The following is a 12,452-nucleotide window of genomic DNA, read 5'->3' as shown; positions in this document are numbered from 1 at the left end:
ACCATGTTGGAGTGGGCATTGCCCATGCGCTGCGGAATCTTGCCGGACAGGAAGTAATTGATGGCTTGGTAGGAGCCGATGGTGACCATGCAGTCGAGCAGCGCCAGGTCGATATGCTGGCCGCTCCCGCTGATATTGCGGTGTTCCAGCGCGGCCAGGATGGCGGTGCTGGCGTACATGCCGGTAAGCAGGTCGCTGATGGCGATGCCGGACTTGACGGGGCCGCCTCCGGCCTCGCCGTCCGGCAGGCCGCTGATGCTCATCAGGCCGCTCATGCCCTGGAACACGAAGTCATAGCCGGGCAACGACGCATAGGGCCCGGACTGGCCGAAGCCGGTGATGGAGCAATAGACCAGGCGCGGATTCAGCGCGCGCAGGTCTTCATAGGCAAGGCCGTAGCGTGCCAGCGTTCCCACCTTGTAGTTCTCCACAAGCACGTCCGCCGTGCGCGCCAGTTCGCGCACGATCTCCTGGCCTTCCGGCGAGGCCAGGTCCGCCGTGACCGAGCGCTTGCCGCGATTGGCGCTGAGGAAGTACGACGAATCGGCGGCTTCCATGCCTTGCGCGTTCCTCAGGAACGGCGGGCCATAAGCGCGCGTGTCGTCGCCTCCGCCCGGCCGCTCTATCTTGATCACGTCCGCGCCCATGTCGGCGAGATTCTGCGTGGCCCACGGGCCTGCCAGCACGCGTGTCAGGTCGAGCACCTTGATATGTCCGAGCGCTTTCATCATGTCAGTCTGTCCTCGCCAAAAATTGCATCTGTCATCGAATCTGTCATCGAACGTCGCGCCAGATTAGTCAGCGCGCAAGACAGCGTCCAATACCGATTTGCGCGCGGCCGATAGACAATCGTTATCGCGCCGCGTGCCGCCACCGGGCACGTCGTTGCGCTATCGGGCTAACCCGGATGCGTAATGCCCGCGCGGCGGACTAACATGTTCCCTTCGAAGTCCCCTCTAAGCGAAGTCCCCGATCTGATGGATCTCCGACGCATACGGCACTTTGTCGTGCTGGCCGAAACGCTGAATTTCCACCGCGCCGCCGAACGCCTGCATATCGCGCAGCCCGCCTTGTCGGTTTCGATCCAGAAGCTGGAGGCGGAGCTGGATATCACGCTGTTTTCCAGGGACGCGCGCGGCGTCACGCTGACCGCCGCCGGCCGCGCCGCGCTGGCCGAAGCGCGTCTTATCCTCTTTCACGGGGGGCAGTTGAGCGAAGTGGCCCGTGCCGCCAGTTGCGGCACCGGCGGCGTTCTGCGCATCGGCTTTGTCGGCTCCGCCACCCTTGCGTTGCTGCCGCGCCTGGTGTCCCGCTTTCACGCCGACTACCCCGGTGTGGAGCTGGTCCTGCGCGAATCCACTTCCGTGCGCATCATGCAGATGCTGGACGAGGAAGCGCTCGATGTGGGCCTGGTGCGCACGCCCTTGCTCAGGCGCGCCAACGCGGAACTGTTGCAGCTGGAGCACGACCAGTTCGTGGCAGCGCTGCCGCGCGCCCACCCGCTGGCCGGTGAAGGACCCATGCCGCTGGCCGGACTGGCGCAGGAGCGCTTTGTGATGTACGCCCCGGACGAAGGGTCCGGGCTGCACAGCGCGGCCATGATGGCCTGCCAGCTCGCGGGCTTCCTGCCGCGCGTCAGGCAGGAAGCCATCCAGATCCAGACCGTACTGGCACTGGTGGAAAGCGGGCTCGGGGTTGGCCTGGTGCCGTCCATCGTGAAACGCTGGCCGAGCGCCGGCATCGTCTACCGGCCCTTCACCGACTTCCCGCTGGCGGCATCCATCGGCCTGGCGCTGGTCCACCGCCCGGGCCTTGAAAGCCAGGCGGCACATCGTTTCCGGGAACTGGCGGAGCGCGAGTTCCCGCTCGGGACCGTGGCGGACGGGACGGGATGCGCCGGGCTGACGCATCCCGTCCCCTGACTGCCCGTCCCCGCTTGCCTGCCGATGGTCTCGGCAAGCGCTGCGTCAGGCGCGTCTACTTCGCCTCCAGCGAGCGGGCGGCCTCATCGATCAGATCGGCGATCTCTCCCGCATGCGACGCCAGCGAAGCGTGGCTCGCCGCAAGCGAAATCGTCTTCTTCGGCTGCATGCGTTCCGCCATCCAGCGCTCGGCCTCCGGCGGGATCATGCGGTCGTTGTCCGACACCTGGTACCAGGCAGGCTTGGTCTTCCAGGCCGGCGGTCCGGACTTATCCTCGAAGCACCGTGCTGCGATAGGCTTTTGCGTCGCCGCCATCACCAGGGCGTCCGTGTCATCCAGGTCGTCGCCAAAGCTCTCCTTGAAGGCCACGGGATCGAGCCAGAGGAAGCCTTCCTTGTCCGGCCGGATATGCGCGGCGCCCGGAGGCGGCGCTTGCCGTGCAAAGATGCTCCCCAGGCTTTCCCCTTCATCCGGCGCGAACGCGGCGACATAGACAAGGCCCGCCACATTCGGCGCGTGGCCAGCGCCGGTGATGACCGCGCCGCCATAGGAATGCCCCACCAGCAAGGTCGGACCCTCCTGTGCCGCGGCGAGCTTGCTCGTGCGGTCAATGTCGTCGGCCAGCCCCGTCAGGGGGTTTTGCACCGCGACCACGTGGTAGCCCTTGGCGTGCAGCAAGGGGATGACGCCCCGCCAGTGCGAGGCATCGCCCCAGGCACCATGCACAAGAACAATGTTCATCCGAGACTTGGTCATATCCTTTCTCCGTTTGGCAGCATGAAGATCGGGGGCTGCCATCCCGCACAACAATGCCGTAACCATGGAACAAGCTACCGGACCCAAATCCCTCGGGAACCGTATGCTGACTAGCTTAGACGATTGAACCGCGGTCTAAGCCGGGAAAACATGCCCGGGAGCCGCCCAGGCAAAGCGCCCGGCGAACATCCGTGCTGCACTCGCCGCATCGCGCATGAGCCGCTCAACGATCTCCGCCGCCGGCACGATGCCATCGGCAAAGCCGCCGGCGGGCCCCAGCGAGACGATCCCGCCTTCGACATCGCCATCCTGGTAGACCCGCTGCCGGGTACGCGAAGACAGGATCAGGTCGCCAAATTCCGCATGGCGGCGCGCGCCACCGGCTTCCAGCCGCTGCACCTCGCGCGCCGCGTCATTGACCAGGACCCGCCACGTATCGCCGAGCGAAGCAAGGATCGCGGTCGAACAACCCGCATCGGACGCCACGATTCTCTGCTTCAGGGCATCGTGCGCGATGATCTCCGACGCGACCATGAAACGGCTGCCCATGACAACGCCGTCGGCGCCCAGCGCGAGCGCGGCGGCAATCTGCCGGCCGTTGCCGATACCGCCGCCGATCACCAGCGGGATGCGGATCTGTTCCAGCGCAAAGGCGCCATTCAGGAACGCCGACAGCTGGTTGTCTCCCGGATGGCCACCCTCTTCCATCCCGACCAGCGCGATCGCGTCCACCCCAAGCCGCTCCGCGCTCAGCGCATGGCGCACGCTGGGGCACTTGTGGATCAGGATGCCGCCGCCATCATGGATGGCATCGACCAGTTCCCCTGGCGACGAACCCGCGCTCTCGAAGTGGCGCACGCCCTCCGCCAGCGCGGCCTGTATCCACGCGGCGACGTCCTTGTTGGCGCCCGGGCGGCGCGACAGCGTCAGGTTCACGCCGAACGGCCGGCCGTTGGTCAGCGCCCGGCAGCGGCGCAGATCGCTGCGCAAGGCGTCGACACTGTCGAACGAGCGCGCGGTGATAAACCCCATGGCGCCCGCGTTGACCACCGCGGCGACGATGCCGGATTCGCCGAGGTGATGCATGCCGCCGAGCAGCAGCGGATGGCGGATGCCGAAGAGATCGGTGATGCGCGTGCGAAAGCTGGATTCTGTCATGGCATGACGATGGCTTGCGCCATGCTTATCCCTCGAACGACGGGGAACGTTTCTCGACAAAGGCGGAGACCGCTTCCCGATGGTCCTCGGTCTGGTGCGACAGGACCTGAAAGGCCGCCGACATCTCCAGCAGCGTGTCCAGCCGCGTGTGCATGCCCTCGCGCAGCAGCCGCTTGGCCAGCCGGACCGCGTGCGGCGGGTTGGCGGCAATCACCTGCGCGATGCCGTACGCGGTGGGCAGCAGTTCCCCGGCCGGTACCACGCGCGACACCAGGTTCCATTCCAGCGCCTGGCGCGCATCGATCATCCGGCCGGTAAAGGTCAGCTCCGCCGCGCGCGACAGGCCGATGATGCGCGGCAGCAGCCAGGCGCCGCCGTCGCCGGGAATGATGCCCAGCTTGACGAAGCTCTCGGCGAACCTGGCTTGCTCCGACGCGATGCGGATGTCGCACATGCACGTCAGGTCCAGCCCCGCGCCGATGGCAGGCCCGTTGACCGCCGCGATCAACGGCACCTCCAGGTTGAACAGCGCCAGCGGCAGGCGCTGGATGCCGCGCCGGTAGTCTTGCCGGATCTCCATGCCAGGTACCTCGCCGGAGGCATGGCGCCCCATGTCGCGCACATTGCCGCCGGACGAAAACGCCGCGCCGCTACCGGTGATCACCACGGCGCGCACGGAGCGGTCGTCCTGGATCCGGTCGACGGCGGCCAGGAACTCCGGTACCGCCGTGTTGCCGGTCAGGGGATTGCGCCGTTCCGGCTCGTTCATGGTCAGCGTAACGATGTGGCCTTCCTGCTCGTACTTCAGAAAATCGGACATGGATTTGTTCTCCTCGCGGCGTCAATCGCTGCTTGATACGATGCTTCCATCGTGGTGAATGGGTGCGGCATGGCGGGTCACTGTCCATCCCGTGAACGGATCCGACACACTCCAGCGCCGGGTCCATCTGGTGTTGCAGGCGCGGCACTGATGTTCCTTGGTCTGGCACACGACGCCCGCGCCAAAGCTGCGCCAGCGGACGTCGCCGACAGGCCGCAGCGCGGCATGGCCATCGGCGCAGCGCGCGTCGTGGCGCAGGCTTTCGCAACGCGCGCACAGGTCCTGCAATGGCGGTGCCGCCTCCGGGCTGGCGGCCAACGGCGGGGGCGCGGGCGCGCGCATGTCAGGGGCGTGGCCGCGCCGCGCCTGAATACGGCGCAGCGATGCCCAGAACAGCGCGCGCAGCGCATCCGATCCGCTCTCCTGGGCCGCGGCCTGGCAGCGTTCGGCATGGTGCTGCATCGCCATGCCGAACTCCGTCGCCGAGGCGAAGCAGACCACCCGCGTATGGAAGTCGCTGTCCTCGATCCAGCGATCGAACAAGCCGGCCAGATGGGCGTAGTAGTCTTCCGTGCCATTCGCCGTGCGCTTCAGCGTGAGCTTGTGGGCGAGCCGGCTGCGCGCGCGAACTTCCATCCGGAGTTCGCTGAGGATCGGCAGCAGCCGCCCGGCGGCCCGGCTGCGCGCGCTCATGCCGGCACGGCGCAGAGCGTCGTCCGTGCGAAATCCGCCACCGAGCCCTGCGCCCGGTCCAGCAGCGCTTCACCGACCATGCGGTTCCAGAACGTCTCCGCGCCATCGGCCGCGCGCCATTCATGCAGGCGCCGCGTGTAGAGCTGGAGATCGTATTCCTCGGTCACGCCGATGGCGCCATGCAGGGCGTGCGCCGCCGCTGCCACCAGCGGCACCGCCATGCTGGTGCGCGCCTTGGCCATGGCTGCCGGCAGCCGGGCCGGGACCTGGCCCGCATCGCTGAAGGCCATTTCGGCGGCAATGCCCGCCGATGCCACATGCTGGGCCATCACGCTCAAGTGATGCTGCACCGCCTGGAACTTGCCGATCGACTTGCCGAATTGCGAGCGGTCATTGCAGTATTGCAGGGTCATGCCGAACACCCGGTCAAGGGCACCGGCGATAGCGGCCGCGTGGATCGCCGCGCTGAACAGACGAACCTCTTCGCCATTGCCGCCAAGGGCGGCAGGCACGGCGTCACTGTTCCAGCTCAGCGTGCCGCACAGGCTGCCGCGCACGCCGGTGGGCACGCGCTGCGCTTGCGTCGCGTCAAGCAGCAGCAGGCTGCAGTCCACGTTCGCGAGCACATGGTCGCTGGTCATGCCGAACGGCACCAGCGGCGCGCGCAGCACGCCGTCCGGCGTGCGCCGGCAGGCACCGGCCAGGGTGATCATGCCGGCAGGCACCGGCACGCCGGCGTCGCGCAACAGCGCCCGCGCCGCGATGCTCTGCGCCGCAGGCACCGGCAAGGCATAGCGCCCGAAAGCGGTGAAGATGGGCGCCAGCGCCGGCAATGGCAGCCCCGCGCCGCCTTCGGCCTCGGGCGCCAGCAGTTCCAGGAAACCCGCCGCATCCAGCGCGTCCCAGACCGCCGTGGGCGCCGCGCCTTTCTCGATTGCCCGCACCGCTTCCGGTGTGACCCGGTCGCGCAGGATTTGCTCAATGGCTTCGGTGAACATGAGTCTCTCTTTCTAAATCGTAGGCATTAGCCGTATGCGTTGGCCGCGTGCTTCAGCGCAAGCCCAGGCCGCGCGCGATCATGCCGCGCAGCACTTCGCGCGTACCGCCGCGCAGCGAGAATGTCGGCGAGATCTGGCTGAGGTAAGCCACCGTGCGATAGAGCTCGGCATCCACTTCCTGCCCGGGGTCCGCGGCAATGGCGGCTTCCAGCAGCGCGGGGATGGCCTGCTCGAACTCCGTGCCGATGTCCTTCACCAGCGCCGCCTCGACAATCGGGCTTTCGCCGCGGACCAGCCTGGCGGTGACCGCCACCGACAGGCTGCGCAAGGTGGCCAGTTGCGTGGCGAAGCTGCCCAGCAAAACGGTATCGGCGTCGGTGGCGCCGTGCCGGCGCAGGTGCCCGGCCCAGCAATCGATCAGCACGATGCTGGAGTAGATGCGCTCGGGGCCGCTGCGCTCGAAGGCCAGTTCCGCCGTGACCTGCTCCCAGCCGCCGCCCTCGTTGCCGATCAGCGTGCCGTCGGCCAGGAAGACGTCGTCGAAGGTCACCTCGGAGAAGTGCGCGTCGCCGGTCAGGTCGACGATGGGCCGCACGTTGACGCCGGGCAGCGACAGGTCGACGATGAATTGCGAGAGGCCCTTCTGGCGGTCTTCCGGCACACCGGACGAGCGCACCAGCGCGATCATGTAGTGGCAGTGATGCGCGTTGGTGGTCCAGATCTTGCGGCCGTTCAGGCGCCACCCGCCTTCGCAGCGCGTGACGCGCGTGCGCACGCTGGCCAGATCCGAACCGGCGTTCGGCTCGCTCATGCCGATGCAGAAGAACGCCGTGCCCGCGCAGATCCGGGACAGGTAGAAGTCCTTCTGCGCCTCGCTGCCGTATTTCAGGATCAGCGGACCGCTCTGCCGGTCGGCCACCCAGTGGGCCGCCACCGGCGCGCCCGCGGCCAGCAGTTCCTCCACCAGCACGAAGCGCCTGAACGCATCCATGCCCGCGCCGCCGTAGCTGGCGGGCAGGGTCAGCCCGACCCAGCCGCGCTGGGCGAGGCGCCGGCTGAAAGCTGCGTCGAAGCCCAGCCACGAGCGCGCGCGGATATCGGCGGTCGCGGGTGGCAGGCTTTCCTTGAGGAAATCCTTCACTTCCGCGCGAAAGGCCTCGGCCTCGGGAGGCAGGGCCGTAAGGTGGAAGGCATCAAGCAGGTTGCTCACTTCTTGCTCCAGGTTTCGGTGCGGGCGGATGGCACGGCGCTACAGCGCGGCCGGCCCGCCGCATCGTTATTCAGGTCTTGCGCGCCGGTACGGGCGCATTCCAGTAGCGCTCCCGCAGCGGCTGCTTGTAGAGCTTGCCGGTCGGCAGGCGCGGCATGGCGTCGATGAAATCGATCGAGCGCGGCACCATGTAGCGGGCCACCTTGGTGCGCAGGTAGGCCAGCAGTTCCTCGGCCAGCGCTTCCGACGGCACCACGCCGCTGGCCGGCTCGACCACGGCCTTGACCTCTTCGCCCATCTCGGCGTTCGGCACGCCGATCACCGCGGCGTCGCCCACGCTAGGGTGGACCACCAGCGCGTCCTCGATAGCCTGCGGATAGATATTGACGCCGCCCGAGATGATCATGAACGCCTTGCGGTCGGTCAGGTAGAGATAGCCGTCCGCATCCAGGCGGCCCACGTCGCCGACGGCGGTCCAGGTCGGATGCACCGGATGCTGCGCCGAGCGGGTCTTCTCGGGATCGTTGTGATAGTGGAACGGGAGCTGCTCGCGCTCGAAGTACACCATGCCGGTTTCCCCCACCGGCAGCTCATTGCCCTCGTCGTCGCAGATATGGAGGACGCCCAGCAAGGCGCTGCCGACCGAACCGGGGTGAGCCAGCCATTGCTGCGTATCGAGCGTGGTCACGCCATTGCCCTCGGTGGCCGCGTAGTACTCATGCAGGATCGGCCCCCACCAGTCGATCATCTGGTGCTTGACGTCCTGCGGGCACGGCGCCGCGGCATGGATGGCGACACGGTGGCTGGACAGGTCGAAGCCCTGGCGCTGCGCCGGTTCGAGCTTGAGCATGCGGATGAACATGGTCGGCACCCACTGGCTGTGGGTCACGCGGTAGCGCTCGATCATGCGCAGCGCTTCCACCGCGTCGAACTTCTCCATGAAGACGATGGTGCCGCCGCAGAACTGCGTTTCCAGCCCGTAGCCGAGCGGCGCGGTGTGATACAGCGGGGCCGGCGACAGGTAAATGGTCCGCGCGTCGAAGCCGTAGCGTTCGAACTGCGGCCGGCGCGCCGACCCGGAGCCTTCCGTGACCATGCCGTTGGGCTGGTTGCGGATGATGCCCTTGGGCCGCCCGGTGGTGCCCGAGCTGTAGATCATGGTGGCTCCCATCCATTCCTCGGCCAGGCGCTCGGCGGGACAGGCCTGCGTGGCTGCCTCGTAGCTGTCCCAGCCGGGGATCGTGCCATCCATCATCAGTTGCAGGCGGCAGGTGGGCATCTGGCCGGAGAGCTGCGCCGCCAGGTCGCGCATGGCGTACGACGTCACCACCACCTGGGCGTTGCTGTCCTGGATGATGTAGGCCGCTTCCGCCGCCGTCAGGAAGCGGTTGACGGGGGTGATCATCAGCCCCGAGCGCAGCGCCGCCCAGCACAGCTCGAAGCAGCGCATATTGTTCTCGAGCACCATGGCGATGTGGTCGCCGCGCCGCAGCCCCAGCGCGTACAGGCACTGGGCGAAACGATTGGAGCGCGCGTCGAGTTCCCGATAGGTCAGGATCTCGCCGGTGGAGCCGTTGATTGCCGCGGGCTTTTCCGGCGTCAGTTCGGCGTGGTCGCCCAGGTATTTCGGGGTCTTGGTCATCGAGTCACTCCCGGGATCTCGCCGGAGGTGTCGGCGTTGGCCGCGGCCTGCCGTACCAGCCCGGGAATCCTCGCGCCCAGTTCTTCGGCCAGCCAGCGGCCTTCCTTTTCCATGCGCGGGCCGGCATGCCAGCCCTCGGCCACGGTGATGCGGCCGCCGCGCACGCCGAACACGCGCCCGGTGATATCGCTCGATTCGGTACTGCCCAGCCATGCCACCAGCGGCGCCACGTTGCCGGCGTCCAGCGGATCGAAGCCCGGCGCGGCGCCGGCGGTGAACTCGGCGCGCCTGGCCGCGAAGATGTCTTCCGTCAGGCGGCTCATCGCGGTCGGGTAGATCGCGTTGACCGTCACGCCATAGCGGTCCAGTTCGCGCGAGGCAATCACCGACATGGCGGCAATGCCCGCCTTGGCCGCGCCATAGTTGGCCTGGCCCGCGTTGCAGTACAGGCCCGACGACGAGCTGGTATTGATCAGGCGCGCCACGCGCTGGCGGCCCGCCTTGGACTCCTCGCGCCAGTAGGCGGCGGCATGGCGCGACGGCGCGAAGGTGCCGCGCATATGCACGCGGATCACCGAGTCCCAGTCTTCCTCGGTCATGTTGACGAGCGTGCGGTCGCGCAGGATGCCGGCGTTGTTGACCAGCACATCCAGCCCGCCGAACTCGCGGATGGCGGCGTCGATCATGTTCTTCGCGCCGGTCCAGTCGGCCACGTCGTCGAAGTTGGCCAGGGCCTCGCCGCCCATCGCGCGGATCTCCGCGATCACTTCCAGCGCGGGTCCGCTGGCCGCGCCCGAACCGTCGCCCTTCCCGCCCAGGTCGTTGACAACCACCTTGGCGCCCTGCCGCGCGAACTCCAGCGCGTACTCGCGCCCGAGGCCCCGGCCAGCGCCGGTGATAACGACTACGCGATCCTTGCAAAGCTGTTGCATGGCGAATCCTTGATTCCTAATTCTGTTGGCTGGTTGCGTTGCGGCGTTCAGCGCGCGCTGACGTCATAGGTCTTGACCAGTTGGCGGTAACGCACCGTTTCCGCTCCGATCATGGTGGCCATCTGCTTGCCGGACTGGCCGATCACGTCGGCATACGCGGTGCGTGCGGCAAAGTCCTTGAACTCCGGCTTGTCGATCACCTTGAGCAAAGCCATTTCGAGCTTGTGCGCAATGGGTTCCGGGGTTTTGCTGCTGACGCCAAAGCCGATCCACACGGAGAGTTCGTAGTTCGGCAGCCCGCTCTCGCGCACGGTCGGCACGGCCGGCAACTCCGGATGGCGGGCCTTGCCGGTCACCGCCAGCGGCCGCAGCTTGCCGGCGCGGATGAGCGGCAGCGCGCCGCCCACGTCCAGCAGCGCAACGTCCACCGAACCGCCCATCAGGTCCGACTGCACCTGCGACGCGCCCTTGTAGGGAATGTGGTTGAACTCAACGCCCGCCATCTGCTGCATCTGCAGCCCGCCCAGGCGGTAGTGGTAGCTGTAGTTCGCCATGCTGACCGACCGCGCCTTCTTGCGGGCCGCGCCCAGCACATCGTCGAAGGTCTTGAAGCTGGAACCGGCACCCGTCACCAGCACCGAGGTGCTGCGGATGGCGCTGGCCAGCGGCCGGATATCGCGCTGCGGATCGTACGGCAGGCTGTCATGCACCAGCGGGTTGATCACCATGGAACTCGGCGTGATCAGCAAGATGCTGTAGCCGTCGGCCGGCGCGTTGAGCATGCTTTGCACGGCGATCAGCGTATCGGCGCCGGGACGGTTCTCCACGATGCCGGGCTGGCCCAGCTCCTTGCCCACCTGGTCCGCCACGAAGCGGGTCACGGTGTCGGAGCCGCTGCCCTGCGTCAGCGGCACGATAAAGCGCAGCGGGCGCGACGGAAAGCTGTCGGCCGAAGCGGCTGGCGCCGCCAGCGCCGGCGCCAGCATGGAGATGGCGAGGCCGAAGCCAAGCAGGCGCAACGGTAGAGAGAACTTCATTTTGCTGTCTCCTGTCTGGGTGCGGCCGCCGGCTCGGGTCGGCAGGCGGCTCGCACCTTGTCCTTCATGTCGGGCAGGTGGTGCCCTATGTCAGTGCTTGCCGTACAGCGTCACCACGCAGGCGCCGCCCAGCCCCAGGTTGTGCTGCAGCGCCAGTTTCGCATCCTTCACCTGACGCTGTTCGGCGGTGCCGCGCAGCTGATGGGTCAGCTCGTAGCACTGCGCCAGCCCCGTGGCGCCCAGCGGGTGCCCCTTGGAGAGCAGGCCGCCCGACGGGTTGACCACAACCTGGCCGCCGTAGGTGTTATCGCCGTCCATCACGAACTTCTCGGCGCCGCCTTCGGGGCAGAAGCCCAGCGCTTCGTAGCAGATCACTTCGTTCTGCGCGAAGCAGTCGTGCAGTTCGCACACGTCGATGTCTTCCGGCCCGATGCCTGCCTTCTCATAGACCTTGTTGGCAGCCGCGCGCGTCATATGCGTGCCGACATAGTTCAGCATCGACGGCGGATCGAACGAGGCGGGCGGATCGGTGGTCAGCGACTGGGCCAGGATCTGCACATCGGTGCGCAGGCCGTGCTTTTTGGCGAAACGTTCCGACACCAGGATGGCGGCGGCGCCGCCGCAGGTCGGCGGGCAGGCCATCAGGCGGGTCAGTACGCCGGGGAACAGCACCGCGTCGTTCATCACGTCTTCGGTGGTCACCACCTTGCGGAACAGCGCCAGCGGGTTGTTGGCGGCGTGGCGGCTGGCCTTGGCGCGCACCGCGGCGAAGGTTTCCAGGCGGGCGCCATAGCGCTGCATGTACTCGCGCCCCGCGCCGCCGAAGGTGCGCACCGCCTGCGGCAGGTGCGCCATGTCGGCGGTCAGGCCGTGCATGATCGGCTGGAAGCGCGCGCGGGTGACCGGGCGGTCGTCCCAGTGGGACTTCAGCGCGCCGGCCTGCATCTGTTCGAAGCCGACCGCCAGCACGCAGTCGGCATCGCCCATCGCGATGGCCTGGCGTGCCAGGTACAGCGCGGTGGAGCCGGTCGAGCAGTTGTTGTTGACGTTGACGATGGGGATGCCCGTCATGCCCACCTCGTACAGCGCGGTCTGGCCGCAGGTGGAGTCGCCGTAGACGTAGCCGGCGAAGGCCTGCTGCACGAGGTCGTAGCCGATACCGGCGTCGGCCAGGGCGCGGCGCACGGCTTCGGCGCCCATTTCGGTATAGCTCAGGCTCGCGCCGGGCTTGGCGAAGGGGATCATGCCCACGCCGCCAACTAGTACTTTTTCGCTCATGATGG

Annotated in this window: 12 protein-coding genes; 1 reads left to right on the top strand and 11 read right to left on the bottom strand. The window is 67.5% G+C overall.

Annotation, left to right across the window (positions count from 1 at the left end; translation table 11 throughout):
* The coding region (locus tag AC1DKD_RS13315; RefSeq protein WP_477143363.1) for a CaiB/BaiF CoA transferase family protein at positions 1-731 on the bottom strand (731 nt) is incomplete at its 3' end.
* 246 nt (positions 732-977) lie between these two features.
* On the opposite strand from AC1DKD_RS13315, the gene AC1DKD_RS13310 reads away from it, so the two are divergent.
* Entirely contained in the window at positions 978-1,922 is a 945-nt protein-coding gene (locus AC1DKD_RS13310) for a LysR family transcriptional regulator (RefSeq protein WP_477111544.1), read from the top strand.
* 55 nt (positions 1,923-1,977) lie between these two features.
* On the opposite strand, the gene AC1DKD_RS13305 is transcribed toward AC1DKD_RS13310, so the two are convergent.
* The 10 genes from AC1DKD_RS13305 to AC1DKD_RS13260 form a co-directional block, all read right to left on the bottom strand.
* Positions 1,978-2,679 carry an alpha/beta hydrolase gene (locus AC1DKD_RS13305; RefSeq protein ID WP_441630441.1) on the bottom strand — a complete coding sequence of 234 codons (702 nt, stop codon included), beginning with the start codon at positions 2,677-2,679 and terminating at the stop codon, positions 1,978-1,980.
* 135 nt (positions 2,680-2,814) lie between these two features.
* Entirely contained in the window at positions 2,815-3,837 is a 1,023-nt protein-coding gene (locus AC1DKD_RS13300) for an NAD(P)H-dependent flavin oxidoreductase (protein WP_477111545.1), read from the bottom strand.
* Between the two features lie 25 nt (positions 3,838-3,862).
* Complete coding sequence (locus AC1DKD_RS13295) at positions 3,863-4,657, bottom strand: crotonase/enoyl-CoA hydratase family protein (RefSeq protein ID WP_477111546.1); 795 nt, start codon at positions 4,655-4,657, stop codon at positions 3,863-3,865.
* A gap of 21 nt (positions 4,658-4,678) precedes the next feature.
* Positions 4,679-5,350 carry a hypothetical protein gene (locus AC1DKD_RS13290; protein ID WP_477111547.1) on the bottom strand — a complete coding sequence of 224 codons (672 nt, stop codon included), beginning with the start codon at positions 5,348-5,350 and terminating at the stop codon, positions 4,679-4,681.
* Complete coding sequence (locus AC1DKD_RS13285; protein ID WP_477111548.1) at positions 5,347-6,348, bottom strand: acyl-CoA dehydrogenase family protein; 1,002 nt, start codon at positions 6,346-6,348, stop codon at positions 5,347-5,349. The genes AC1DKD_RS13290 and AC1DKD_RS13285 overlap by 4 nt, the downstream gene beginning before the upstream one ends.
* A gap of 52 nt (positions 6,349-6,400) precedes the next feature.
* Entirely contained in the window at positions 6,401-7,558 is a 1,158-nt protein-coding gene (locus tag AC1DKD_RS13280; protein ID WP_477111549.1) for an acyl-CoA dehydrogenase family protein, read from the bottom strand.
* A 70-nt stretch (positions 7,559-7,628) separates the two neighbouring features.
* Complete coding sequence (locus AC1DKD_RS13275) at positions 7,629-9,200, bottom strand: acyl-CoA synthetase (RefSeq protein ID WP_477111550.1); 1,572 nt, start codon at positions 9,198-9,200, stop codon at positions 7,629-7,631.
* Entirely contained in the window at positions 9,197-10,132 is a 936-nt protein-coding gene (locus AC1DKD_RS13270) for an SDR family oxidoreductase (RefSeq protein ID WP_477111551.1), read from the bottom strand. The genes AC1DKD_RS13275 and AC1DKD_RS13270 overlap by 4 nt, the downstream gene beginning before the upstream one ends.
* A 47-nt stretch (positions 10,133-10,179) precedes the next feature.
* Positions 10,180-11,169 (bottom strand): Bug family tripartite tricarboxylate transporter substrate binding protein, encoded by a 990-nt coding sequence (locus AC1DKD_RS13265; RefSeq protein ID WP_441630425.1) that lies wholly within the window; start codon positions 11,167-11,169, stop codon positions 10,180-10,182.
* A 90-nt stretch (positions 11,170-11,259) separates the two neighbouring features.
* On the bottom strand, positions 11,260-12,447 hold the full coding sequence (locus AC1DKD_RS13260) for a lipid-transfer protein (protein WP_441630423.1): 1,188 nt from the start codon (positions 12,445-12,447) through the stop codon (positions 11,260-11,262).
* Positions 12,448-12,452: the final 5 nt, after the last annotated feature.

The organism is Cupriavidus sp. 05T313, assembly GCF_056396665.1.
This window is presented reverse-complemented; position numbering and strand designations above follow the sequence as displayed.